Below are 23,747 nucleotides of genomic sequence, written 5' to 3'. Positions count from 1 at the left end.
GCGCGGAATCAGAATCATGCAGCAGACACACCTGCTCAGCACACAACTGCACGACACACAGCAGACAAAGGAGCACAATGGCCACGGACGATAACAGCGGGAAGGACCTCACCGCTGCTGACTCCGGCGCCGGGCACGACCCCGCGAACGCCGGCACGGCCGTTGTCGTGCGCGACGCCGTGGACAACCCCGGATTCCCGCCGCACCGCCCCCGCGTCACCGACCTGAACCCGAGCGCCGAGCGCCGTGCCGAGCGCACGGTGTACACGCTCTTCTACCTCTCGATCGTCGGCAGCGTTTTTGCTATCGCCGCGTACATGGCGTTCCCGATCGTGGAAACCGACCCGGGTTCCGTGCGGCTGAACAATCTCTTCATCGGCCTCGGTCTGGCCCTCGCGCTCCTGGCGATCGGCATCGGCGCCGTCCACTGGGGCAAGGCGCTGATGAGCGACCACGAAGGCATCGATGTCCGGCACCCCGTCCGCGGCTCAGACGAGACGAGGGCCAGGGCGGTCGAAATCTTCGCCGAAGCCAACGAGGAATCCGGGATCGGACGACGCAGCCTCATCCGGAACAGCCTGATCGGCGCGCTCATCGCCTTCCCCCTTCCCGCGGTCGTGCTCTTCCGCGGCCTCGGCCCGATGAACGAGAACCCTTCCGAGCTGCTCACCCACACGATGTGGACGAAGGGGACCCGGCTGGCGATCGACCCGACCGGCACACCGATCAAGGCCTCGGACGTCACCCTCGGCTCCGCCTTCCACGTCATTCCGGAGGGTCTGCAGGACCTGCCGAGCGGTCGTCTGGAAGAGAAGGCCAAGGCGGCCGTGCTGCTGATGCGCCTCAAGCCCGAGGACCTCAACGAACTCCCCGAGCGTGCAGGCTGGTCGTACGACGGCATCGTCGCGTATTCCAAGATCTGCACCCATGTCGGCTGCCCCGTCGCCCTTTACGAACAGCAGACCCACCACCTGCTCTGCCCGTGCCACCAGTCACAGTTCGACGTGTCGAACCACTGCGAGGTCATCTTCGGGCCGGCCAAGCGGCCGCTCCCCCAGCTGCCCATCGCCGTAGACTCTGAGGGCTACCTCATTGCGCAGAGCGATTTCACTGAACCCGTCGGACCGAGTTTCTGGGAGCGGCATTGAGTATCACGAAAACGACCACAGGCGTGGTCGAGACGACGAAAACCAACGGCGGCTTCACGGGCGCGGCGGCGAACTACATCGACGAGCGCACGAGCATCTCCACCGCGGTGAAGGAACTCGGCAGGAAGATCTTTCCAGACCACTGGTCCTTCCTCCTCGGTGAGGTTGCCCTCTACAGCTTCGTCATCATCCTGCTGTCCGGGACGTTCCTGACGTTCTTCTTCAGCGCCTCGATGGCACCCGTCCACTACGAAGGCTCGTACGTTCCGCTCAAGGGCGTCGAAATGTCGGCGGCGATGTCCTCGTCGCTCAATATCTCCTTCGACATCCGCGGCGGCCTCCTGATGCGCCAGGTGCACCACTGGGCTGCGCTGCTGTTCGTGGCGTCCATCGGCCTGCACATGCTCCGGATCTACTTCACGGGTGCGTTCCGCAAGCCCCGCGAACTCAACTGGGTCATCGGCTTCATCCTGTTCATCCTCGCGATGGCAGAGGGCTTCACCGGATATTCCCTCCCCGACGATCTGCTCTCCGGCAACGGCCTGCGGATCATCGACGGAATGGTCAAGGGCATCCCGCTGATCGGAACCTGGATCTCCTTCCTGCTCTTCGGCGGCGAGTTCCCGGGCGAGGCGATCGTGGGTCGGCTCTACTCGCTCCACATCCTGCTGCTGCCCGCGATCATCATCGCCCTCATCGCGATGCACCTGCTCTTCGTCGTCGTGCACAAGCACACCCAGTACCCCGGTGCCGGACGCACGAACCAGAACGTCGTCGGCTACCCGGTCCTCCCGGTCTATGCCGCCAAGGCCGGCGGGTTCTTCTTCATCGTCTTCGGTGTCGTGATGCTGATCGCCTCACTGTTCACGATCAACCCGATCTGGAACTACGGACCCTATGACCCCTCCCCCGTCTCGGCGGGTACCCAGCCGGACTGGTACATCGGCTTTGCCGACGGGGCCCTGCGCCTGATTCCGCCGGGACTCGAGTTCGTCTGGCTCGATCGCACCTGGTCGTTCAACATCCTGATCCCTCTGATCAGCCTCGGACTCTTCATCCTGGTCGTGTTGATCTACCCCTTCATCGAGGCCTGGGTCACCGGGGACAAGCGCGAGCACCACATCCTCGATCGCCCGCGCAACGCCCCGACCCGCACGGCGATCGGCGCGGCCGGCGTGACGTTCTACGCCGCGCTCTGGTCGACCGCATCCTCGGACATCATCGCCACGCACTTCCACGTGACGATGGAGGGCGTCATCCACGCCTGTCAGTTCGCCACGATCGTCGGACCGTTCATCGCGTTCTTCGTCGCCAAGCGAGTCTGCCTCGCGCTGCAGAAGAAGGATCGCGAGATCGTCCTGCACGGTTACGAATCCGGCCGGATCGTCCGCCTGCCCGGTGGCGAGTACATCGAGGTGCACCAGCCCGTCGACGAGTACGAGCGCTGGAAGCTCGTGAGCTACTCGGACTACAAGCCGCTGATGATCCGCCCGAACGACCAGGGCAAGATCACGACCGGCCAGCGCCTGCGCGGCGGACTCTCTCGCTGGTTCTTCGAGGACCGGATTGTTCCGGTCACCACGACGGAGCTCGAGCAGAGCCACGGAGACCACCACTAACCAGCGGTAGTTCCACAATCACCACAACACAACATGAACAGATCGGGCATCGATGTCCCTCCAGACCCTGTCGGAGTGGCTTCGGTGCCCGAACTGTTTGTCGCCCCTCGCGGCGAATGGCGGCCTCGTGCTGCGGTGTGCTTCCGGGCATTCCTTCGACGCCAACCGGCGCGGCTATCTGTCGCTCCTGGGCGGGCGCAGCCACGTGGTCGGTGACAGCGCCGCGATGCTCGACGCACGTGAGGCCTTCCTCGAAGCCGGCTGGTACGAAGACCTGCGCACGGCCGTCACGACGCTCGTCGCAGCGGAACAGCCCGCTCGGGTGCTCGACATCGGCTGTGGCACCGGGTACTACCTCCGCGGAGTGACCGAAGCCTGTCCGACCGCCGGATACCTCGGAATGGACCTCTCCCCCGTCGCCGTGGCCCGAACTGTGGCCGCTGCCCGCACCGTCGCCGCGCCTGGGCACGAACATGCTGCAGCCTCAGGCGGCAAACTCCCTGAACCGCCGCAGGTGGACGGGCTCGTCGCCGACGTCTGGGCCGACCTTCCGGTGCGGACCGGAGTCGCCGATGCCCTCCTGAACGTCTTCGCACCGCGGAACCCGGCCGAATTCCATCGCGTGCTGCGCGACAGGGGTCTCCTCGCCGTCGTCGTTCCCCACGATGACCATCTCCGCGAGCTCAGGGATGCCGGACTGGCCCTCGATATCCCGCCGAACAAAGCCGAGGACCTCAGGGACTCCCTGCAGCCCTGGTTCGCCCTGGAGACCCGGATCAGGGTCACCAGTCGTCACGACCTCGGCGCGGACGCCGTTGCCGTCCTGATCGGCATGGGCCCGTCGGCACATCACACCGGGACGGAGGCCATCGCAGGCCGCTGGCCTTCCCGCAGTCCCGTGACGTTCTCCTTCGACGTGCTCGGCTTCCGGCGCCGCGCCCTGCACGCTCTCCCCCATTAACGCGAAAGCGGGTGAGCCGTCGTTCTCAGGAATCGAGACCGACTGCTCACCCGCTTTCGCGGACCGGCTAGCGCGCGAAGTTACCGCGGTAGTACTCGTAGACCCAGCCGATGAGGCAGATCACGCCGATGCCGACCGCGATGATCGAGATCCAGAACCCGATCGCGAGGCCGAGGAAAAGCAACGCAGCACTCGCGGCGAGGAGGATGGGCCACCAGCTCCACGGGCTGAAGAAGCCGACTTCGGGATCGCCGTCGTCGACGTTGGCGTCGAGGCGGTCCTCTGGAAGCTCTCCTCCCTGAGCGCCGTGCACCCGGGACAGGTAGAAGGCGACGAAGCTCACGAACACGGAGCTCAGTGCCAGGGCGAAGGTCCCCGCCCATTCGATGCTGTGCTGGTGCGGGTCGACGAGACCCCAAACGATGTACGCGACCGTGACGAGGGCGAAGAAGCCCGCGAGCAGCCAGAGCAGGTTGGTGTTTGCCCTCATTTATTTGACCTCGTTCGTTGCGGCGTCGTAGACGGGGGCATCGGGCGCGTCCTTGCCCGGCCCGATCCCGACCGGCATGGCGACCTCGGGGTGGTTGAGGTCGAAGGCCGGCCGCTCTGAGCGGATGCGCGGAATCGACGTGAAGTTGTGCCGCGGCGGCGGGCACGACGTGGCCCACTCGAGGGAGGCTCCGAAGCCCCACGGGTCGTTGACCGTGACCTTCGGCGCCTTGCGGGCAGTGATGTACACGTTCAGGAAGAACGGGATCATCGAGACGGCGAGGATCATCGACCCGATGGTGGACAGCTGGTTCATCCAGGTGAAGCCGTCCTCCGGAGAGTACGAGGCGTAGCGGCGCGGCATGCCGACCACTCCGAGCCAGTGCTGCACGAGGAAGGTGGTGTGGAATCCGATGAACAGGAACCAGAAGTGCCACTTGCCGAGGCTCTCGTTGAGCATCTTGCCCGTCCACTTCGGCCACCAGAAGTAGAAGCCGCTGAACATGGCGAACACGACGGTTCCGAAGATGACGTAGTGGAAGTGCGCCACGACGAAGTACGTGTCGGAGACGTGGAAGTCGAGCGGCGGCGAGGCGAGGATGACACCGGTGAGCCCGCCGAACGTGAAGGTGACGAGGAAGCCGAGCGCCCACAGCATCGGCGTCTCGAAGGTCAGGGACCCCCGCCACATCGTGCCGATCCAGTTGAAGATCTTCACACCGGTCGGAACCGCGATGAGCATCGTCATGAGCGAGAAGAACGGCAGCAGCACCGAACCGGTCACGTACATGTGGTGGGCCCAGACCGCCACCGACAGGGCGGCGATCGAAATGGTCGCGTAGATGAGCGTCTTGTACCCGAAGATCGGCTTGCGGCTGAAGACCGGGAACACCTCGGAGACGATGCCGAAGAACGGCAGCGCGATGATGTACACCTCGGGGTGGCCGAAGAACCAGAACAGGTGCTGCCAGAGGATGGCACCGCCGTTGGCCGGGTCGTAGATGTGCGAGAGGAAGATGCGGTCAGAGGCCGCTGCAAGGAGGGCCGCGGCGAGCACCGGGAACGCCATCAGGACCAGCAGCGAGGTGACGAGCGTGTTCCAGGTGAAGATCGGCATCCGGAACATGGTCATGCCGGGGGCGCGCATCGTGATGATGGTCGTGATGAAGTTCACCGCGCCGAGAATGGTGCCGAAACCGGACAGTCCCAGGCCCACCATCCACAGGTTTCCGCCGACGCCGGGCGAGAAGGTCGTGCTCGCGAGCGGTTGGTAGGCGAACCAGCCGAAGGATGCTGCTCCCTGCGGCGTCAGGAACCCGCCGACGGCGATGAGGCTGCCGAAGAAGAATGCCCAGAACGAGAAGGCGTTGAGGCGCGGGAAGGCGACGTCAGGAGCGCCGATCTGCAGGGGCATCAGCGAGTTCGCGAAGCCGAAGAACAACGGCGTCGCGAACATCAGCAGCATGATCGTTCCATGCATCGTGAAGAGCTGGTTGTACTGCTCCTTGGTCTGCACGACCTCGAGGCCGGGCTCGAAGAGCTGCGCGCGGATGACGAGCGCCATCACGCCGGCGAGGCAGAAGTAGACGAAGGAGGTGATGAGGTACATGTACCCGATCACCTTGTGGTCGGTGGAGGTGATCCAGCGGACGAGGACGTTGCCCTTGCGCTCGACGCCCGTGGGACGACGGGTAGCGGCCGGGGCGGCCGGCGTCGCGGGTGCTGCGGGTGCGGTTGTGGTCATGGCCTACTTGCCTTCCTCTACCGCCGGGGCGGACGTGCCCGGAAGATTCTGGTTGCGGTTGTACCCGTTGTCGAGTTGCCCGGAGTTGCCCGCGGCCTTGAGCGAGGCCGTGTACGCCTCGTAGTCGGCCTCTGACACGACCTTGACGTTGAAGAGCATGAGCGAGTGGTACTCACCGCACAGCTCGGCGCACTTGCCGGAATAGGTGCCGATCCGTTCAGGGATGACCGACATGTAGTTGGTCTTCCCCGGGATCATGTCCTTCTTGTAGAGGAAGTCGATGACCCAGAAGGAGTGGATGACGTCGCGGGATTCGAGCGCGAGTTCGACCTTCTTGCCCACCGGGAGGACGAGCGTCGGCAACTCGGCTTCGACGAGCGAGCCCTTGGGCCCGTCGAGGTTCGGCTGGCCCTGGATGCCGGCGGAGTAGACATTCTCGTTGACGTAGTTAAAGTCCCAGGCCCACTGCTTGCCGATGACCTCGATCTTCACGTCCGGTGAGTCGAAGCGGGCCTCGATGGCGGCCTGGTCCCTCGCGGTGAATGCGAAGAAACCGATGACGAGGATGAGAGGAACGATCGTGTAGAAGATCTCGATCGGCATGTTGTACCGCAGCTGGACCGGAAGTCCGGTCTGGCCCTTGCGGCGCCGGTAGACGATCACGGCCCAGATTGTCAGGCCCCAGGTGATCAGGCCGACGATCAGGAGCACGATCCAGGATGTCGTCCAGAGTCCGGCGACGCGGTCGGTCTGGTTCGTCACCGCCGGTTCGCCCTCGACGAAGCCGGGCAGGAAGCCGTGGAGCTGGGCTTGGGTGCACCCCGCTAGAACAATGACCAACGACGCTGCGATCGGAATTGCAGCCCATCGGAGACGGTGGTTTTTGCGCACCAGTAACCTTTCGGGGAGTCTCGACATCACTTCATCGGAAGTGCCTCTGTGTGAATGACAGCCTACTGCGCGGGATGCGCTTCGGGGTGCAGCGCAGGCGCTGATCCGGTAACGAATCCACGCCAAGATGCCGGGCGGCCCGCCCGGCATCGTCTGTGGTTCCCTAGCTGAACGAGTCCCCGCAGGCGCAGCTGCCGCCGGCGTTGGGGTTGTCGATGGTGAAGCCCTGCTTCTGGATGGTGTCCTCGAAGTCGATCGAGGCCCCGTCCAGGTACGGAACGCTCATTTTGTCGACGACGACCTCGACACCGTCGAAGTCGACGAGCGCGTCACCGTCGAGCACACGCTCGTCGAAGTAGAGCTGGTAGATGAGGCCGGAGCAGCCGCCGGGCTGGACGGCGACGCGGAGGCGCAGGTCCTCACGGCCCTCCTGGGCGAGCAGGCTTCGTACCTTCAGCGCTGCGGCCTCGCTCAGGCCCACTCCGTGGGCGGCGGTGCTGGTTGTGATGGTGTCGGTCATGACGCTCCTTGCGCTGTGCTCGAATTCTGACAGATTCTACCTGCAGCAACGGTGAGTCCGCCGCAGTAATTCCCGCCTGCCGGTCTCTCGTCTCTGACCGGGGCTGATGGGTTCATCGGGTGGGGGCCTCCAGAGTCCCGGTGCGGCGGTTGAGCCGGTCGAGCAGGAACGCCTCGGCGAGGACTGCCCGTTTGAACACGCCCAGGTGGAGGGACTCGTTGGGGCTGTGCGCCCGGGAATCGGGGTCTTCGACACCCGTGACGAGGATCTGGGCCTCCGGGAACGCCCGCACGAGGTCCGAGATGAACGGAATGGAGCCGCCGATGCCGACGTTGACCGGGGGCTTGCCCCAGGCATCCGTCATCGCACCGAGCGCGAGCGGCACGGCCCAGCCGCTGTCGTCGACGAGGAACGCCTCGCCGGTGTCGACGTCGTCGATGGTGATGCTCGCCCCGTACGGGACGTGGGCGCGCAGGTGCGCCTCGAGGGCCTGGTAAGCCTCAGCAGCGGGCTGTCCTGGTGCGATCCGGGTGCTGAGACGCACGCTCACGACCGGGGACAGGGTGTTCGACGCGTTCGCGACGCTCGGGGCGTCGATGCCTGTGATCGTGATGGCGGGCTGGGACCAGAGCCTGCTGAGCAGCGGGCCGTGGCCGATGGGCGTCGCACCATCGAGGAGGCCGGTTTCCAGGCGCAGCTGTTCCTCGGTGTATTCGGGTGCGGGGACGTCCCGACTCGTGAGCCCGTCGACGGCCACGGAGCCGTCTTCCGCGTAGAGGCTCGCGAGAAGGCGCACAGTCGCCATCATGGCGTCGGGCACCGCTCCCCCGTACATTCCGGAGTGGGAGGCGTGGTCGAGAGTGCGCACGGTCAGTCGGAAGGTGACGTTGCCCCGCAGGGCGACCGTGAGGGCGGGGGTGTCCACGTCCCAATTGTTGGAGTCGGCGACGACGATGACGTCGGCGCGGAGCGACTCCCGGTTGTCCTCGAGGAATGCCGCGAACGAGCGACTGCCGAACTCCTCCTCACCCTCGATGAACACGGCGATTCCGAGGTCGAAGTCGGGGCCGGCCGTCTCGGCGAGTGCCCGGATCGACGCTACGTGCGCCATCACCCCTGCCTTGTCGTCCGCTGCGCCTCTTCCGTAGAGCCGATCCCCGCGAACGGTCGGCTCGAACGGGGTGGATTCCCAGTCGATGTCGTGGCCGGGGGGCTGCACATCGTGGTGGGCATAGAGCAGGACCGTGGGTCGGCCGTTGCGGGCCGGTCGGTGGGCGAGCACGGCAGGCTGGCCCAGTTCCGTGGTGCCGGGAATTCCCGACCGGGTCACGACAACCTCGTCGAAGACGTTGAGCCCCCGCACCAGGGCGGCGACGGCCTCCGCGCTTTCCGCCACCCTGGCCGGATCGAACGCGTCCCAGGACACGGACGGGATGCGCACGAGGGCGCACAGGTCGGCAATCGTGGCGGGAAGGGCGGCCTCGACCGCGGCGCGCACAGGCGCGTCGGCGAGTGCGGCTTCGGGTGCAGTATCTGGGGTAACGGTCATCAGGTAATCTTAAGCCAACTAATTGCAAGGAACTGATGTGGCCAAGCCAGTGAACCCAGACGCACAACCGCCGATCGAATCGATCGACGAGACGAGGGCGCGCCTCGCGGCCGCCCACCCCGCCGGCCACCCGGAAGGGAAGGGCCAGCCGACGCCGAGTCGTAAGGAGCAGGAGGCCGCCAACCGGCGCCCCCTCGTGCCCGACGACCGCAAGCTCGCCGCACGCCAGGCACGCGCCAAGTCCGCGGAGACCCGCGACAGGGCCAGGATCGGCATGGCCGCGGGTGAGGACAAGTTCCTCCCCGTCCGCGAACGTGGTCCGCAGAAGCGCTTCGTGCGCGACTACGTGGACGCCCGGGTGAACATCGGCGAGTTCATGATCCCGGTGATGTTCCTCGTCATCCTCCTCACGTTCTTCCCCGACCGCAACGTGCAGACCTACGGGATCCTCGCGCTCTGGGCCTTCTTCCTCATCGCCGTCGTGGACTGCACGGTGCTCGGCTTCACCCTCACCCGGAAGGTCAAGGCGAAGTTCGGCGACGCGAAGGCGGAGCGCGTGCGCTGGTATGCGGCGATGCGCGCGCTCCAGCTGCGAGCAATGCGGCTTCCGAAGCCCCAGGTCAAGCGCGGCCAGTACCCCTCCTGAGCATCAGGCTCTCCCTCAGGCCCGTCCCCCCGGGGGCGGGCCTGAGGTGTTCCCCCGGGCGGAAGCCGCGGCTACGCGCCGAAGGCACCGTCGCGGATCACGGGGACGCGCAGTTCCTCGTCCGTGAGCGACCCGTGCTGGCCGATCATCGACCGGGCGGACTGGTTCGGCTCGCGGGAGTCGTAGTATGCGACGGCCTTCCGCGCGGCCACGATCACGTCGCCGATCCTGGGCAGCACTTCGTCATCGACCCTGCCGAAGAGTCCGGCCGTGACCGCCTCCGCACGCGTGAAGATCCACGCCCGGTCGCCCTCGACCTCGCGCCAGGTTTCGGCCAGCGTGGTCGCCGCCTCTGATGCGGACGTTCCGGCGTCGCCGCGGGACTCGTCGAGGTACAGGTAGAGGCAGCGCGGGTCTCCCCCGATGTGCCGCACCGGCGCGACGAGTTCGGGAACGCTGTCGAAGAGCACGTGTTTCGTGGCGGGGACGTCGAGGACGCCGTGGTCTGCGGTGACGATGAGCCCCTCGTCCCGATGCATACCGGCAGCGAAGCGCCCGGCGGCGGAGTCGAGGGCCTCGAGGGCCGCGAGCCATTTCGCGGACTCCCAGCCGTGCGCGTGTGCGGCGACGTCGAGTTCGGGCACGTACAGGTAGACGAGGGCGCGCGACTCGGTGTCCAGCAGGGCACGGGCCGCCGCGAACCGATCGGAGATGCTCTCCGCCGGCACGTAGTGCGCACCACGGAGGGACGCGAGGGTGAATCCGGAGTGGGCGTAGCGCTTCGGGCCGATGGTGAAACTCGGCACACCGTCATCGGCGGCGCGCTCGAAGACGGTACGGGTCCGCTGCCACGTTTCCGGCGGCATCCGTTCGTCCCAGCCACTCAGCTGGTTGACGACCCTGTCGTTGGCGGCGTCGAGGGCCCGGTAGCCGACGAGCCCGTGCCGACCGGGTTCGACCCCGGTGGTCAGGCTCGTGATCGCTGCGGCGGTCGTGGCGGGGAAGACCGTATCGACGACCCCGGCCCTGGTCAGTTTCGACATGAGGTACCGGGCGTGGCCTGCCCGTGCCCGCAGCGAGCTGACGCCGAGGCCGTCGACGAGCACGACGACGGCCTTGTCGACAGCGGCGAGGGCAAGCGCATTCTCCCGGCCGAGGACCGCAGCGTGGCAACTTGACAGGACGTCGGCAAGGCGCAGCTCACTGAATTGGCGGGCCGGTAGCATGGGGGGCATTGGGTCAAGTCTGTCATGGACACGGCCCTGCACTGGCGCGCAGCCTGCGCGCCCACCCGATCGTGCCGCTGGTCCTGCCACCGGAGCACCCCAAGCAGAATTCACGAATGAGTCGCACACCCGCTACCCCGCCCGCAGCATTCACCGAACGCATCGAGGACGTCGATGTCTCGACGGAGATGCAGGGATCGTTCCTGGAGTACGCGTACTCGGTGATCTATTCCCGCGCCCTCCCCGACGCGAGGGACGGGCTCAAGCCCGTGCAGCGCCGGATCCTCTACCAGATGGCCGAGATGGGCCTGCGTCCGGACAAGGGCCACGTGAAGTCGGCGCGCGTCGTCGGCGAAGTGATGGGGAAGCTGCACCCGCACGGTGACACCGCGATCTACGACGCGCTCGTGCGGATGGCCCAGGCCTTCACCCTCCGCGTTCCCCTCATCGACGGCCACGGCAACTTCGGGTCCCTCGACGACGGCCCCGCCGCGCCGCGGTACACCGAGGCGCGCCTCGCAGCCCCCGCCCTCGCCATGACGGAAAACCTCGACGAGGACGTCGTTGACTTCGTCCCGAACTACGACAACCAGCTGACCCAGCCGGATGTGCTCCCTGCCGCTTACCCGAACCTGCTCGTCAACGGGGCCGCGGGCATCGCCGTCGGCATGGCGACGAACATGGCGCCGCACAACCTCATCGAGGTCGTCGGCGCGGCGCGGCACCTGCTCGCGCACCCCGACGCGACGCTCGACGAGCTGATGGAATACGTGCCGGGACCCGACCTGCCGACCGGGGGGACGATCGTCGGTCTCTCGGGGATCAAGGATGCCTACCTCACGGGCCGCGGCAGTTTCAAGACCCGCGCCAAGGTCTCCGTCGAGGCCATCACGGCCCGGAAATCGGGCCTCGTCGTGACGGAGCTCCCCTATCTCGTCGGCCCGGAGCGGGTCATCGAGAAAATCAAGGACGGCGTCACCTCCAAGAAGCTCAGCGGCATCTCCGACGTCACAGACCTCACCGACCGCACCCACGGCTTGCGGCTCGTGATCGGCATCAAGACCGGCTTCAGCCCCCTCGCCGTTCTCGAACAGCTCTACCGTTACACCCCCCTCGAGGATTCCTTCAACATCAACGCGGTCGCCCTCGTGGACGGCGGACCGCAGACCCTCGGCCTGCGCGAGCTCCTCTCCGTCTACGTCGGCCACCGGATCGAGGTCGTCACCCGGCGCAGCGCCTACCGCCTGGCCAGGCGCACGGAACGCCTGCACCTCGTCGAGGGCCTCCTCATCGCCATCGTCGACATCGACGAGGTCATCCAGGTGATCCGCACGAGCGACGACACCGAGCAGGCCCGCACCCGCCTGATCGACGTCTTCGAGCTGAGCCACATCCAGGCCGAGTACATCCTCGAACTCCGTCTGCGCCGCCTCACCCGCTTCTCCCAGATCGAACTCGAGGCCGAACGCGACCAGCTCCTCGCCGAGATCGCCCTCCTCGAAGAACTGCTCGGGAGCAAGCAGGCCATCCGCACCCTCGTCTCCGACGAGCTCGCCGCCGTGGCGGAGAAGTTCGGCACCCCGCGCCGCACCCTCCTCACCGAGGCCAAGCCGAGCATCGCCGGCGCCGTCGCCAAACGCAACGCCCCGGTGCTCGAACTCACCGACACGCCGACCAGGGTCTACCTGAGTGCCACCGGTCGCATCGCCAGGGTCGACCTCGCCGCCATCGAGCCCACTGCTGACGACCCCTTCGATCCCGATGCCCTCCCGGCTGGAGACGCCGCGACGGAGACCGGTGACGCGGCATCCGCGCCCCGGACCAGGACCGTGCCCACCCAGCGGCGCAGCAAGCACGACGCCGTGCTCTCCACCCTGGACACGACGAGCCGTGCAGAGGTCGGCGCCGTCACGAGCCGCGGCAGGCTGATCCGGTTCACCCCGGTCGACCTGCCCGTGATGCCGCCCACATCCATCCAGCTCGGCGCCGGCGTGCGCGTGGCCGACTACCTGGGCCTGACCGACAGGTCCGAGACCGTGCTCGCGCTCGTTTCCCTCGAGTCCGACCGCTCCATCGCGCTCGGAACCGCCTTCGGCACCGTCAAGCGCGTCGTCGCGGGCGACTGGGCGAACCGGCCTGACTTCGAGATCATCCAGCTCAAGCCGAAGGACTCCGTCATCGGGGCCGAGCAGGGCACGGAGGACGACGAGCTCGTCTTCGTCACGTCCGACGCCCAGCTCTTGAGGTTCCCGGCCGCATCGGTGCGGCCCCAGGGCCGCCTTGCCGGCGGAATGGCCGGGATCAAACTCGCAGCGGATGCCCGGGCCGTGTTCTTCACGAGTCTCGCGGCCGACGACGCGGAGACGGCCGTCGTCGCCACCGTCGCAGCGTCCAGCCACACCCTCGCCGGAACGGACCCCGGCAGTGCCAAGGTCTCCGAGTTCACCGAATTCCCCGCGAAGGGCCGGGCGACGTCCGGAGTCCGCGCCCACCGCTTCCTCAAGGGGGAAGACGCCATCGCCGTCGCGTGGGTCGGTCCGATGCCCGCCCGCGCGGTCGGTCCGGACGGAGCCCCGCGCACCCTTCCGGAAACCGGGGCCAGGCGGGATGCCTCTGGGACGATGCTCGAAGCTCTGGTCGGCACGATCGGCGCCCGGATCGCCTGAACCGGCCGGCCGGCTCATGCGTCCGGCTCATGCGGCCGGCTCAGACGGCCGGCTCAGACGGCTACAGTGTCCGAATGACTACACTTCCCGGCTCGGTCGTCCTCGTCGTCGGCGCGACCGGCGGCCTCGGCCGTGAAATCGCCCGGCAGCTCTCGGCCGCCGGAGCGACCCTTGTCCTGGCCGGGCGTGACACGGCCAGGCTCGCAGCCCTCGGGATCCCCGGCACGCTCGTCACGGGTGACCTCACCGACGTTTCGGCAGTCGACGCCCTGGTCGCCCGTGCGGTCCAGGCCACCGGAGGACTCGACGGGGTCGTCAACGCGGCCGGTGTCGTGGCCTTCGGGCCGGCACGTGAGCTCGGAGACGCGGCCATGGAGGAACTCTTCGCCGTGAACACGCTCGCGCCCATCCGCCTGCTCCGCGCCGCAGCGGACAGCCTCACGGCATCCGCCGCCGCCGGCAGGGAACCGTTCTTCGTGACCCTCAGCGGTGTCGTGAGCGAGAGCCCGACCGCGGGCCTTGCGGCGTACTCGGCGTCCAAGGCCGCCCTCGCAGCATTCGGACAGGCCGCGGGGCGGGAGCTTCGCCGCAGCGGCATCCGCATGATCGACGCCCGCCCCGGACACACCGAAACCGGCCTCGCCGACCACCCGATCTCAGGCGTCGCGCCGAACTTCCCTGCCGGTCTGCAGCCGGAGGCCGTGGCCGCGCGGATCGTCGGCGCCATCGCCGCCGGGGAGCGCGACCTGCCCAGTTCCGCGTTCGCCCCGCCCGCCTGACCTCCGCAGACCGGCGTTCGCTAGATTGTCGACCAGCCGCCGTCGGACATCAGGACGGCTCCATTGACGTTGGGCGAGTCCTCGCTCAGCAACCAGCAAATGGACGCGGCCAGCTCCTCCGGCTCCGCAGGGGCCGGAATGGTCGTCTGCATGATCGGTCCGAGACGCTCGGCGGCCCACGCGGACAGGAACGGAGCCTCGATGTTCGTCTTCACCGCGCCGGGCGCCACCGCATTGCAGCGCACCCCCTTCGGCCCGTAGAACAACGCCGTACTCTTGGTCAGTCCGATCACGGCGTGCTTGGACGCGCTGTACGTGGTGCCCGATGCTCCCGCGCGGATGCCTGCCTCGCTTGCGATGTTCACGATCCGCCCGAAACCGGCCGAGACCATGCCGGGCAGCACGGCACGCATCAGCCGCATCTGCGAGGTCACGTTCACCCGGAAGACCCGCTCCCACACCTCGTCGGTGATCTCCGCCGTCGGGAGGAACGAGTCCATGATCCCGGCATTGTTGACCAGCCCGTCGACCGTGGGTCCCGCGGCCAGCACGAGCGCGTCGACATCCGCTTGCAGGCTCACGTCGCCGGCCACGCCGACGAGCTCCCCGCTGCCGCTGCTCTGCTCCAGAGCCGCGAGACGCTCCGCCGAGATATCGGCGGCGATGACGCGGGCGCCCTCGCTGAGGAGCCGGAGCGCCGTCGCCCTCCCGATGCCGCTGCCCGCCCCGGTCACGATGACGGTCCGGCCCGTGAACCGTGCCTGCTGGAATCCTGCCTGGTCCGCCTGGGTGCTCATCTGGAATGCCCTCCGCCTTGTGCCGGCGCCAGTGCCGGCAGTGTGCGGCGACCATATCACCGTGAACAGGCATTACACGTCGATGCGGTCCCTGCTGAGCTTGTCCGAGCTTTCGATGATGAACTCCTTGCGCGGGGCGACGTCGTTGCCCATCAGGAGTTCGAAGACCTTGCCGGCCTGCTCGGCATCGGCGACCCGCACGCGGCGGAGCATCCGGTGCGAGCGCTCCATCGTCGTCGTCGCCAGCTGGTCCGCGTCCATCTCGCCGAGCCCCTTGTACCGCTGGATCGGGTCCTGGTACCGCTTTCCGCTTTTCTTCAGGGCCGCAAGCACGCTGTGCAGCTCGGGTTCCGAGTAGGTGTAGATGGTCTCATTGGGCTTCGAGCCCGGGTTCATCACGACCACTCTGTGCAGGGGCGGCACCGCGGCGAACACCCGCCCCTCTGTGATCATCGGGCGCATGTACCGGAAGAACAGGGTCAGCAGCAGGGTGCGGATGTGCGCCCCGTCGACATCCGCATCGCTCATGATGATGACCTTGCCGTAGCGCGCCGCCGAGAGATCGAAGCTGCGGCCGGAGCCGGCGCCGATGACCTGGATGATCGAGGCGCACTCGAGGTTAGAGAGCATGTCGGCGACGGATGCCTTCTGCACGTTCAGGATCTTGCCGCGGATGGGCAGCAGGGCCTGGTGCTCGCTGTCGCGCGCGAGCTTGGCGGTGCCGAGCGCCGAGTCGCCTTCGACGATGAACAGTTCGCTGTTCAGCACGTCGTTGCTGCGGCAGTCGACGAGCTTCGCGGGCAGGGAGGAGCTTTCGAGGGCGTTCTTGCGCCGCTGCGTCTCCTTGTGGGCACGGGCGGAAATGCGCGACTTCATCTCCGCGACGATCTTGTCGAGCAGCACGGCCGCCTGCGTCTTGTCGTCGCGCCGGGTGGACACGAAGCGTTCGTTCATCGCCTGGGCGACGACGTTCGCGACGATCGCGCGCACGGCGGGCGTTCCGAGGACCTCCTTGGTCTGTCCCTCGAACTGCGGCTCGGGCAGACGCACGGTGAGCACGGCGGTGAGCCCCGCCATCACGTCGTCCTTCTCGAGCTTGTCAGAACCCATCTTGAGCCTACGCGCGTTGAGTTCGACCTGGGCCCTGAGGAACTTGATCAGCCCGGCGTCGAATCCGGCCTGGTGGGTGCCGCCCTTGGGCGTCGCGATGATATTCACGAAACTGCGGACGATCGTGTCGTAGCCGGTCCCCCAGCGCAGCGCGATATCGACGGCGCAGTCCCTGACGAGCTCGGTCGGGACCATGGCACCCGTCGGCATCAGCACAGGAACGGTTTCGGTGAACGTGCCGTGGCCGGTGAGGCGCCAGGTGTCCGTGATCGCGGCATCCGTCGAGAGGTGCTCGACGAACTCGGAGATGCCACCCTCGAACCGGAATACCTCGACAACGGGCTCATCGCCACGGCGGTCGTCGATCGACAAGGCGAGCCCGGGAACGAGGAACGCCGTCTGCCTGGCCCGTTCGAGCAGTTCCTCGGTCTGGAACGTCGCGCCCTTGGTGAAGATCTGCCGATCCGCCCAATAGCGGATACGGGTTCCCGTGACGCCTCGACGGACCTTGCCGACCACACGGAGTTCGCTCTGGTGTTCGAAGGGGGTGAAGGGGGCGTCCGGACTCTTCTCCCCGGTGTCGGCGAACAGTCCGGGTTCACCGCGGTGGAAGGACATCGCCCAGGTCTTGCCGTCCCTGTCGACCTCGACGTCGAGGCGCTCCGACAGGGCATTCACGACGGATGCGCCGACTCCGTGCAGTCCACCCGACGCCGCATACGAACCGCCGCCGAACTTGCCGCCGGCGTGCAATTTGGTGAAGACGACCTCGACGCCGGTCAGTCCGGTCTTCGGTTCGATGTCAACGGGGATACCGCGGGCGGTGTCGCTGACCTCGACGCTCGCGTCCGGGTGCAGCACGATGTCGATTCCGGCACCGAATCCGCCGAGCGCCTCGTCGACGGAGTTGTCGATGATCTCCCAGAGGCAGTGCATCAACCCCCGGGAGTCGGTCGAGCCGATGTACATGCCGGGGCGCTTGCGCACGGCCTCGAGGCCTTCGAGGACCGAGAGGTGGCGGGCGGAATAGTCAGAAGAACTCACCGTCCCAAGAATACTGGCCGGGGACCGGGGATTACGCACGTCCGGACGCTCGTGTCTCCGGCAGGGCGATGCCGCCGATGCGGTACTGGGAGGGCAGGACGCCATACCGTGCGCGGAACCCGGCGCGGAGCTCGAAAGCGGACGTGTATCCGGAACGCGTTGCGATGTCGGCGATTGTCAGCCCCGCCGTGCGCGGTGCGAGCAGCAGCTGGGCGGCAGACTCCGCGCGACACCGGCTGATCTCCGCGGCGACAGTACTGCCCCCGCCCTCGAACGCGCGCTGCAGGTGCCGCAGGGAGATCCCCAGCTGGGCGGCAACGACAGCAGGACTGAGATCGCGGTTCCGGTGCCTGGCCTCGATGTGGGCGACGGCGCGCATGCGCAGGCCCGCCCGGAGGTCAGCGCTGTCCATGGCATAACCCTCGCCCTCCAGAAACATGCCGACCACGAGGTCCTCGATCGTCCTCTCTGTGACAGACACTCCGATGGCCGTCGGCGTCCAGGCCGCTTCGACGACCGCGAGCGCCAGGACCCGCAGGGGCGCGGCGAGAGACGCCGAGCGTTCGAGGCGCAGGCGTTCACCCTCGAGCTGGATCCCCCTCGCTATCAGGCGGGCCTGGGGAAGCTGGATGCCGAGTCCGCGCGTGACCTCCGTCGTCTGGACGGACGACGCGACCCCCGCCGGCATCACGTATGCGCTGATCGGGCTGAACCGTTGGGGCGGGTGCTGACCGAGTCCGATCGTCATGCTGCCATTGAGCATGAAACCGACGTGCAGGACCCCCGCGGTGGAATCGGTGCCCCCTGTGTAGCGGAAGGCCGACTGGGTGGCGAGCGTCACCGTCGTGCTGCCGATCGCTTTCCTGATCGCCGAAAAATGAAACACGTCAGAGGCCGGAACCTCGAGGCGCTGCGCGAGGAAGCCGACAGCGTCGTCGGGAAGCGGAACCGGGATGCCGGACTGAACGGTGAGATGCCGCACCGCGTCGCTGGACACCGGCACCCACATCTGAAACCCCTCACTTCTGCTGCGCGATCTCCGCGCGGCCCGCTGCGACGCAGACCTGCGATCCATTCCAGAACCGCAGGCTATCGCCCCCCAAACGGGAACACAATGCAACGCGGAAGAACTCCGGGTTGTCGCCTGACAGCTCCGGACCCGGCACGGCGTTCTTGCGCCAGCACAAGCGCAGTCCTGCGCCAACTCTGCTGGACGCCGGATCAGTGGCCCTAGTCTGACAAGAATTCGCCGGACAGACCCAGACAGAACCAGTCGGAAACCCAGTTGGGAGCGTGAAGGATGTCCTCAGAGACCGTCGTACCCGGGGGTGCCACCCGCCCTGCCGTTGCAGCGTCGTGGTTGCCGTTGGTCGTGGTCGTGCTCACGCAGATTCAGGCGTCGTTCGCGGTGAATGCGTTGACGGTGTCGATGCAGGGCATCACGACGGATCTGAACACTCCAGCGACGAGTGTGGGGACGGCGATCACCGCGGGCACGTTCGCGATGGCGGCGTTCATCCTGCTCGGTGCCAAGCTGGGTGCGAAGTTCGGGTCCCGCCGGGTGTTCCAGATCGCAGTCGTGATCCATGGACTCGCGATGGCGGCCGTTGCCGTGAGTGTGAGTCCGACGATGCTGTTCATCGCGCAGGCCGCGTCCGGTGCGGTGATCGCGTTGATCGCGCCGGCGCTCGTGGTGTTCATCGCGGCGAACTATTCCGGTGAGCAGCAGGCCCGCTCGATCGGGTTCCTCGCGGCGGCCATCCCCGCGGCCGGGGTGCTCGCGCTCCTCATCGCGGGTACCTTCGCGTCGACGATCGGCTGGCGGTATTCCTTCGCCCTGATCGTGGCGCTCGCGGCAGTGAACCTGCTGCTGAGTTTCCGGTTGAAGGTCGTGCCGTCCCAGCCCGCCGTCGTGATCGACTGGGTCGGCGCCGTCCTCGCTGCGGGGTCCATCATCCTGCTGAGCTTCGGGTTCAGCGGCCTGAATTCCTGGGGCGTGGTCCTGGCCACGCCCAGCGCGCCTTTCACAGTCCTGGGGGTCTCCCCTGCGCCGGTCCTGATCCTCCTCGGGGCGATCGGCGGGCAGGCGTTCTTCGTGTGGTTGCGCCGGAGGAAGGCCGCGCACCTGCCGCAGATCTTCGACCTCGAGGTGCTGAAGTCCGGATCCGAGAAGGCGACGACCTTCGCGATGGCGGCGATGCTGTTCGTGGGAACCGCAGCGAACTTCCTGATCCCGCTCTACATCCAGATCGTGCAGGGCCGGTCGAGCTTCCAGACCTCGATCTCGATCATCCCGTACACCCTCTCGATCTTCATCGCCAGCTCCGTCGTGGCCACCCTGTACAAGCGGTACCCGCCGCACCAGATCGCCCGGGTGGGGTTCGTCGTCGTCGCCCTCGGGCTGGTGATCCTCGCCTTCACGATCCGGAACGAATGGGAACAGTTCGCCGTCGTCATCGGCCTCATCATCCTCGGCCTCGGCCAGGGGGCGATTGTGGCGCTCGTGTTCAACACCCTGCTCTCCGCGGCCCCGAAACGCCTCGCCGGAGACGTAGGCGCCTGGCGCGGCCTCGTCCACAACATCTCGGGGAGCGTCGGCATCGCCGTCGCGAGCGTCTTCGCCGTCGGAATCCTCAGCGCGATCGTGGCGTCGAGTGTCGCGAGCAGCCAGGCCCTGCCGCCGGAACTGGTCGCGCAAGTGCCCCTCGACAGTGTGAACTTCGTCACCAACGACCACCTCGAGTCGGTCCTGAGCCAGACATCCGCCACCCCGGAGCAGGTTGCAGAGGCCGTGGCCATCAACGAGGACGCGCGGCTCCGTGCCCTGCAGATCTCGCTGCTCGGCCTCGCCGGCATCGCACTCCTCGCGATCATCCCGGCCGGGCGGATGCCGGACTACATTCCCGGGGACATCCCCGCGGCGCTCTCGAGCGGCAAGGAACCGGACGACGACGAGGACGGCCTGGAACGGCCGGCCTCCCGGTCATGAGCAGGCCACGCGGCGACGCCGTTCACCGGCATCCTGGGGCGCAGCCGTGAACGACATCTCGATCACCCTGCTCGTGCTTCTCGCCGCGATCGTGCTCTTCGTCTGGAACGCGGTTCCCGCGGAGATCGTCGCCATCGGCGTTGCGCTGTCGCTTTTCCTGACCGGGGTGATTTCTTTCGAGCAGACCCTGGCGGGGTTCGGCGACCCGGTCATCGTCTTCATCGCCGCCCTGTTCGTCGTCAGCGAAGCACTCGACGCGACCGGGGTGACCACCTGGGCCGGCCAGCAGCTCACCAAACGCACCGGAACGAACCGGCGCATCATCGTGACGTTCGTGATGCTGCTCGTTGCGGTCGTCACCGCCCTGATCAGCGTCAACGGCGCCGTCGCGTCCCTGCTCCCGATGGTCGTCGTGCTCGCGATCCGGATTCGGCAGCCTCCTTCCCAGATGCTGATGCCACTCGCCTTCGGCGCACATGCCGGGTCGCTTCTCGTCCTGACCGGAACCCCGGTCAATGTGCTCGTCTCCGAGCTCGCGGTCAGCACGGGCCATGCACCGTTCGGATTCTTCGAATTCGGCCTCGTCGGCCTCCCGCTCGTCGTCGGAACCATCCTGATCACCGTGTTCCTCGGCCCGAGGCTCCTGCCCAACCGAACCGCCCAGGTCGCGCCCAAGGATCTCAGCGACCACGCGCGTACCCTCGCAGCCCAGTACTCTCTCGCGGACGCGGGAAGCCTGCTGGGCCGGAAGAACGGTGTCACAGAGGTCGTCATCGCACCACGCTCGTCCTTCGTGGGTGAAAGCGTCTTCACGGGAATGGTGACGGACAGTGGGGAACTCGTCGTCATCGCGATCCAGCGGAGCGGGGAGGACCTGACGGATGCCGTCCTCGCCGCTGGAGACGTGCTGCTGCTGCGCGGCCCGTGGCAGGCGCTCGACCGGAACACCGCAGACCCCAACGTCGTCGTCGTCGACGCACCCCAGCTGATCCGTCGCCAGGCCGTGCCGATGGGCCCGCGCGCAACGACCGCCCTCGTGATCCTCGCCGGCATGGTCGTCCTGCTTGCCACCGGGATCGTGCCTGCGGCGGTTGCAGCCCTGACCGCTGCGGCGGCGATGGTCCTCCTGCGCGTGCTCACGGTCTCCCAGGCGCACCGCTCGATCTCCTGGACGACCCTCATCCTCGTCGGCGGGATGATTCCGCTGTCGACCGCCATCCAGGTCTCCGGCGCTGCCGACGTCATCGCGAACGGGCTCGTCGCCGCAGTGGGCACCTCGAGCCCCTATCTGCTGCTCTTCGGTATCGCCGTCGTCACGAGCGTGCTCGGGCAGCTGATCAGCAACATGGCCACAGCACTCATCCTTGGTCCGATCGCCATCGCGATCGCAACCGAAACGGGGATCTCACCGCTCCCCCTGCTGATGGGCGTCACGGTCGCAGCGGCAGCATCGTTCCTCACCCCGGTCGCGACCCCGGCGAACACCATGGTGATGGGGCCTGGAGCGTACCGCTTCGGCGACTACTGGAAGCTCGGGCTGCCCCTCCTGCTGCTCTTCGTCGCCGTTGCCACCTTCCTGGTTCCAGTCTTCTGGCCTTTCCACCCCTGACCTGACCCGACCACAACACCACGAACACCACCCCGGTTAAACCACTCGAGAGGAACACCATGGCATTCGGACGACGTTCACGCGGACTCGCGGCAAGTGCGGCACGCACTGCCGTCATCGTCGGAACAGCAACCGCGACGAGCAATGCCGTTCACGGCTCCGCCGCACGCAAGCAGGCGGCCGCTGCGGCAGCCGCCCCGGCCGTCGCTGCGCCCATCGCTGCGACGGCGCCTGTCGCCGTCCCGCTAGCGGCACCCCAGGAGGACATCATCAGCAAGATCGAGCGCCTCGCTGCGCTGCACACTGCCGGCGCCCTCACCGATGCGGAATTCGCCCTGCTCAAGGCCCAGGCGATCGCGTAGACCGCGCATGTCCCTCGGCACATACAAACTCATCCCGGAATCGTTCACCCGGACGCCATCCCAGACTCCGGCCTCCGCTGTCGGAATCCTCGTCGTCTCCGAGGTGCCGGTCGGTCTTGACGCCGTCGGATTCCTCATCGGCCCGGATGGCCCCCTTCCCCTGACGCTGGGTGCCGAACGGGCCACCCTCGTCTCTGCCGGCTTCACCGGCAGCATCGGGCAGACCCTGCTTCTCCCCCAACCGAACGGTCCGATCTTCATCGTCGTCGGTGCCGGACCCGCGGATGCCCAGGATGCGGATCTCCTGCGCGACGTCGCGGCCACCTTCGCGCGGGCGGCCCAGCGCTATCCCCGGATCGCACTCGCGATCGGCGACACCTTCCCCCTCGACGCTGCGACCGTCGGCCAGGCGGTCGTCGAAGGGGTCCTGCTCGCCCGCTACCGATACGTCGAGCTGCAGCCTTCCTCCGACCATTGCGCGCTCGTCACCCTCGACATCGTCCTCGACACCCCGAGTACCGGCTCCGGGGTCGCGGATCAGGCTCGCGTGGGGGTCCGTGTCGGCGAGATCACCGCACGCGCCACAAATCTCGCCCGGGACCTGGCCAACACTCCGCCGAGTCACCTCACCGCCACCGATCTCGGCACCATCGCGATCGGCCTCGGCCTCGAACACGGGCTGGCCATCGATGTCTTCGACAAGCAGCAGATCATCGAGCTGGGCTGTGGCGGTCTCCTCGGCGTGAATGCCGGAAGCGTCGAAGAGCCACGCATCATCAAGGTGACGTACTCTCCCCCGCCAACGGTCGGTGCGGCGCCAACGGACGGTGAGGCGCCTCCCGCCCACCTCGCGCTGGTCGGCAAGGGCATCATGTACGACTCCGGCGGGATCTCGCTGAAGCCCTCCGACCCGATGCACCTGCTGATGAAGATGGACATGGCCGGCGCCGCCGCCGTCCTGGCCATGATGACGGCACTCCGCGCCCTGGACTGCGCGTCCGCGGTGACCGCCTTCCTGATGTGCACGGACAACATGCCGGGCGGCTCCGCCATGAAGCTCGGCGACGTCCTCACCATCCGAGGCGGAACCACCGTCGAGATCAAGAACACCGACGCGGAAGGCCGCCTCGTCATGTCCGATGCCCTGGTCCTGGCCGGCGAGGAGAATCCGGACGCGATCATCGACGTCGCTACGCTCACCGGGGCCGCGCTGATGGCCCTGGGCACGCACACGGCCGCCGTCTTCGGAAACAACCAGGCCCTCGTCGACCGCGCCATCGCCGCGTCTCGCGCTACGGCGGAGTCGATCTGGCAACTGCCGCTCGAACACCGCTACCGACCCCAGTTGAAGTCCGACGTCGCCGACCTGTCGAACATGGGCGGCAAGTACGCCGGGGCGACGGCCGCCGCCCTGTTCCTCGCCGAGTTCGTCAAGGACGTGCCCTGGGCTCACCTCGACATCGCGGGTACCATGCAGTCGGAAACAGACGAGCTATGGAATACCAAGGGGGCGACGGGGTTCGGCACCCGGCTGCTGATCGACCTCGCACTGAACTTCGCGGCGGACAGCATCGCGCCGACCCGGAACACCCGCTGAG

At 67.2% G+C, this 23,747-nt stretch carries 19 protein-coding genes; 10 read left to right on the top strand and 9 right to left on the bottom strand.

What is annotated here, in order from left to right:
- The first annotated feature begins 77 nt into the window (after positions 1-77).
- From E3O39_RS01935 to E3O39_RS01925, 3 genes are read left to right on the top strand one after another with little or no spacing between them, the layout of a single operon-like run.
- Positions 78-1,148, top strand: coding sequence for a ubiquinol-cytochrome c reductase iron-sulfur subunit (locus E3O39_RS01935; protein WP_134446536.1), 1,071 nt, complete (start codon positions 78-80; stop codon positions 1,146-1,148).
- Positions 1,145-2,767 (top strand): cytochrome bc complex cytochrome b subunit, encoded by a 1,623-nt coding sequence (locus E3O39_RS01930; RefSeq protein WP_370294571.1) that lies wholly within the window; start codon positions 1,145-1,147, stop codon positions 2,765-2,767. The genes E3O39_RS01935 and E3O39_RS01930 overlap by 4 nt, the downstream gene beginning before the upstream one ends.
- Before the next feature lie 52 nt (positions 2,768-2,819).
- On the top strand, positions 2,820-3,728 hold the full coding sequence (locus E3O39_RS01925) for a methyltransferase (RefSeq protein ID WP_134446535.1): 909 nt from the start codon (positions 2,820-2,822) through the stop codon (positions 3,726-3,728).
- Positions 3,729-3,795: 67 nt separating this feature from the next.
- Here the strand turns inward: E3O39_RS01925 and E3O39_RS01920 are convergent, their stop codons facing one another.
- The 5 genes from E3O39_RS01920 to E3O39_RS01900 form a co-directional block, all read right to left on the bottom strand.
- Positions 3,796-4,218, bottom strand: coding sequence for a cytochrome c oxidase subunit 4 (locus E3O39_RS01920; protein ID WP_134446534.1), 423 nt, complete (start codon positions 4,216-4,218; stop codon positions 3,796-3,798).
- Positions 4,219-5,961: a cytochrome c oxidase subunit I gene (gene ctaD, locus E3O39_RS01915; RefSeq protein WP_134446533.1), complete on the bottom strand. Its 1,743-nt coding sequence runs from the start codon at positions 5,959-5,961 to the stop codon at positions 4,219-4,221. It lies immediately after the preceding gene.
- A 3-nt stretch (positions 5,962-5,964) separates the two neighbouring features.
- Entirely contained in the window at positions 5,965-6,852 is an 888-nt protein-coding gene (coxB, locus tag E3O39_RS01910; RefSeq protein ID WP_166787268.1) for a cytochrome c oxidase subunit II, read from the bottom strand.
- A 163-nt stretch (positions 6,853-7,015) separates the two neighbouring features.
- Positions 7,016-7,372 (bottom strand): iron-sulfur cluster insertion protein ErpA, encoded by a 357-nt coding sequence (gene erpA, locus E3O39_RS01905; RefSeq protein ID WP_134446531.1) that lies wholly within the window; start codon positions 7,370-7,372, stop codon positions 7,016-7,018.
- 112 nt (positions 7,373-7,484) lie between these two features.
- Complete coding sequence (locus E3O39_RS01900) at positions 7,485-8,921, bottom strand: dipeptidase (RefSeq protein WP_134446530.1); 1,437 nt, start codon at positions 8,919-8,921, stop codon at positions 7,485-7,487.
- A 37-nt stretch (positions 8,922-8,958) separates the two neighbouring features.
- Between E3O39_RS01900 and E3O39_RS01895 the strand changes: the two genes are divergently transcribed.
- A complete protein-coding gene (locus E3O39_RS01895) occupies positions 8,959-9,567 on the top strand; it encodes a DUF3043 domain-containing protein (RefSeq protein WP_134446529.1) in 609 nt (202 codons plus the stop codon).
- A gap of 71 nt (positions 9,568-9,638) precedes the next feature.
- On the opposite strand, the gene E3O39_RS01890 is transcribed toward E3O39_RS01895, so the two are convergent.
- Positions 9,639-10,802: an alkaline phosphatase family protein gene (locus tag E3O39_RS01890; protein ID WP_134446528.1), complete on the bottom strand. Its 1,164-nt coding sequence runs from the start codon at positions 10,800-10,802 to the stop codon at positions 9,639-9,641.
- A 107-nt stretch (positions 10,803-10,909) separates the two neighbouring features.
- Here E3O39_RS01890 and E3O39_RS01885 point away from each other — a divergent pair, with 107 nt between their 5' ends.
- Positions 10,910-13,459 (top strand): DNA topoisomerase (ATP-hydrolyzing) subunit A, encoded by a 2,550-nt coding sequence (locus tag E3O39_RS01885; protein ID WP_134446527.1) that lies wholly within the window; start codon positions 10,910-10,912, stop codon positions 13,457-13,459.
- A 74-nt stretch (positions 13,460-13,533) separates the two neighbouring features.
- On the top strand, positions 13,534-14,238 hold the full coding sequence (locus E3O39_RS01880) for an SDR family oxidoreductase (RefSeq protein WP_134446526.1): 705 nt from the start codon (positions 13,534-13,536) through the stop codon (positions 14,236-14,238).
- A 20-nt stretch (positions 14,239-14,258) separates the two neighbouring features.
- Here E3O39_RS01880 and E3O39_RS01875 read toward each other — a convergent pair whose 3' ends face one another.
- From E3O39_RS01875 to E3O39_RS01865, 3 genes are all read right to left on the bottom strand, one after another.
- On the bottom strand, positions 14,259-15,035 hold the full coding sequence (locus tag E3O39_RS01875) for an SDR family NAD(P)-dependent oxidoreductase (protein ID WP_134446525.1): 777 nt from the start codon (positions 15,033-15,035) through the stop codon (positions 14,259-14,261).
- A gap of 72 nt (positions 15,036-15,107) precedes the next feature.
- On the bottom strand, positions 15,108-17,189 hold the full coding sequence (locus E3O39_RS01870) for a type IIA DNA topoisomerase subunit B (protein ID WP_134446524.1): 2,082 nt from the start codon (positions 17,187-17,189) through the stop codon (positions 15,108-15,110).
- A 31-nt stretch (positions 17,190-17,220) separates the two neighbouring features.
- Entirely contained in the window at positions 17,221-18,198 is a 978-nt protein-coding gene (locus tag E3O39_RS01865) for a helix-turn-helix transcriptional regulator (protein WP_166787267.1), read from the bottom strand.
- 291 nt (positions 18,199-18,489) lie between these two features.
- Between E3O39_RS01865 and E3O39_RS01860 the strand changes: the two genes are divergently transcribed.
- Genes E3O39_RS01860 through E3O39_RS01845 form a run of 4 tightly spaced genes read left to right on the top strand, consistent with a single transcriptional unit; the run spans position 18,490 to position 23,746 of the window.
- Positions 18,490-20,178 (top strand): MFS transporter, encoded by a 1,689-nt coding sequence (locus E3O39_RS01860; protein ID WP_134446522.1) that lies wholly within the window; start codon positions 18,490-18,492, stop codon positions 20,176-20,178.
- Positions 20,179-20,224: 46 nt separating this feature from the next.
- Positions 20,225-21,787: an SLC13 family permease gene (locus E3O39_RS01855; protein WP_134446521.1), complete on the top strand. Its 1,563-nt coding sequence runs from the start codon at positions 20,225-20,227 to the stop codon at positions 21,785-21,787.
- Positions 21,788-21,846: 59 nt separating this feature from the next.
- Positions 21,847-22,149, top strand: coding sequence for an SHOCT domain-containing protein (locus E3O39_RS01850; RefSeq protein ID WP_134446520.1), 303 nt, complete (start codon positions 21,847-21,849; stop codon positions 22,147-22,149).
- Positions 22,150-22,156: 7 nt separating this feature from the next.
- Positions 22,157-23,746 carry a leucyl aminopeptidase gene (locus E3O39_RS01845; RefSeq protein WP_134446519.1) on the top strand — a complete coding sequence of 530 codons (1,590 nt, stop codon included), beginning with the start codon at positions 22,157-22,159 and terminating at the stop codon, positions 23,744-23,746.
- Position 23,747: the final 1 nt, after the last annotated feature.

Origin of the sequence: Cryobacterium sp. MDB2-A-1 (genome assembly GCF_004402675.1) — a bacterium.
GTDB lineage: Bacteria > Actinomycetota > Actinomycetes > Actinomycetales > Microbacteriaceae > Cryobacterium > Cryobacterium glucosi.
Note: the sequence above shows the minus strand (reverse complement) of the source record. Positions and strands in the feature narration are given on the sequence as shown.

Bases quoted from the DNA above. Each gene is read 5' to 3' on its own strand.
- E3O39_RS01860 (WP_134446522.1), top strand. From the start codon at position 18,490: ATGTCCTCAGAGACCGTCGTACCCGGGGGTGCCACCCGCCCTGCCGTT.
- ctaD (WP_134446533.1), bottom strand. From the start codon at position 5,961: ATGACCACAACCGCACCCGCAGCACCCGCGACGCCGGCCGCCCCGGCC.
- E3O39_RS01845 (WP_134446519.1), top strand. From the start codon at position 22,157: ATGTCCCTCGGCACATACAAACTCATCCCGGAATCGTTCACCCGGACG.
- E3O39_RS01925 (WP_134446535.1), top strand. From the start codon at position 2,820: ATGTCCCTCCAGACCCTGTCGGAGTGGCTTCGGTGCCCGAACTGTTTG.
- E3O39_RS01935 (WP_134446536.1), top strand. From the start codon at position 78: ATGGCCACGGACGATAACAGCGGGAAGGACCTCACCGCTGCTGACTCC.
- E3O39_RS01880 (WP_134446526.1), top strand. From the start codon at position 13,534: ATGACTACACTTCCCGGCTCGGTCGTCCTCGTCGTCGGCGCGACCGGC.
- E3O39_RS01900 (WP_134446530.1), bottom strand. From the start codon at position 8,921: ATGACCGTTACCCCAGATACTGCACCCGAAGCCGCACTCGCCGACGCG.
- E3O39_RS01885 (WP_134446527.1), top strand. From the start codon at position 10,910: ATGAGTCGCACACCCGCTACCCCGCCCGCAGCATTCACCGAACGCATC.
- E3O39_RS01850 (WP_134446520.1), top strand. From the start codon at position 21,847: ATGGCATTCGGACGACGTTCACGCGGACTCGCGGCAAGTGCGGCACGC.
- E3O39_RS01875 (WP_134446525.1), bottom strand. From the start codon at position 15,035: ATGAGCACCCAGGCGGACCAGGCAGGATTCCAGCAGGCACGGTTCACG.
- erpA (WP_134446531.1), bottom strand. From the start codon at position 7,372: ATGACCGACACCATCACAACCAGCACCGCCGCCCACGGAGTGGGCCTG.
- E3O39_RS01920 (WP_134446534.1), bottom strand. From the start codon at position 4,218: ATGAGGGCAAACACCAACCTGCTCTGGCTGCTCGCGGGCTTCTTCGCC.
- E3O39_RS01865 (WP_166787267.1), bottom strand. From the start codon at position 18,198: ATGTGGGTGCCGGTGTCCAGCGACGCGGTGCGGCATCTCACCGTTCAG.
- E3O39_RS01890 (WP_134446528.1), bottom strand. From the start codon at position 10,802: ATGCCCCCCATGCTACCGGCCCGCCAATTCAGTGAGCTGCGCCTTGCC.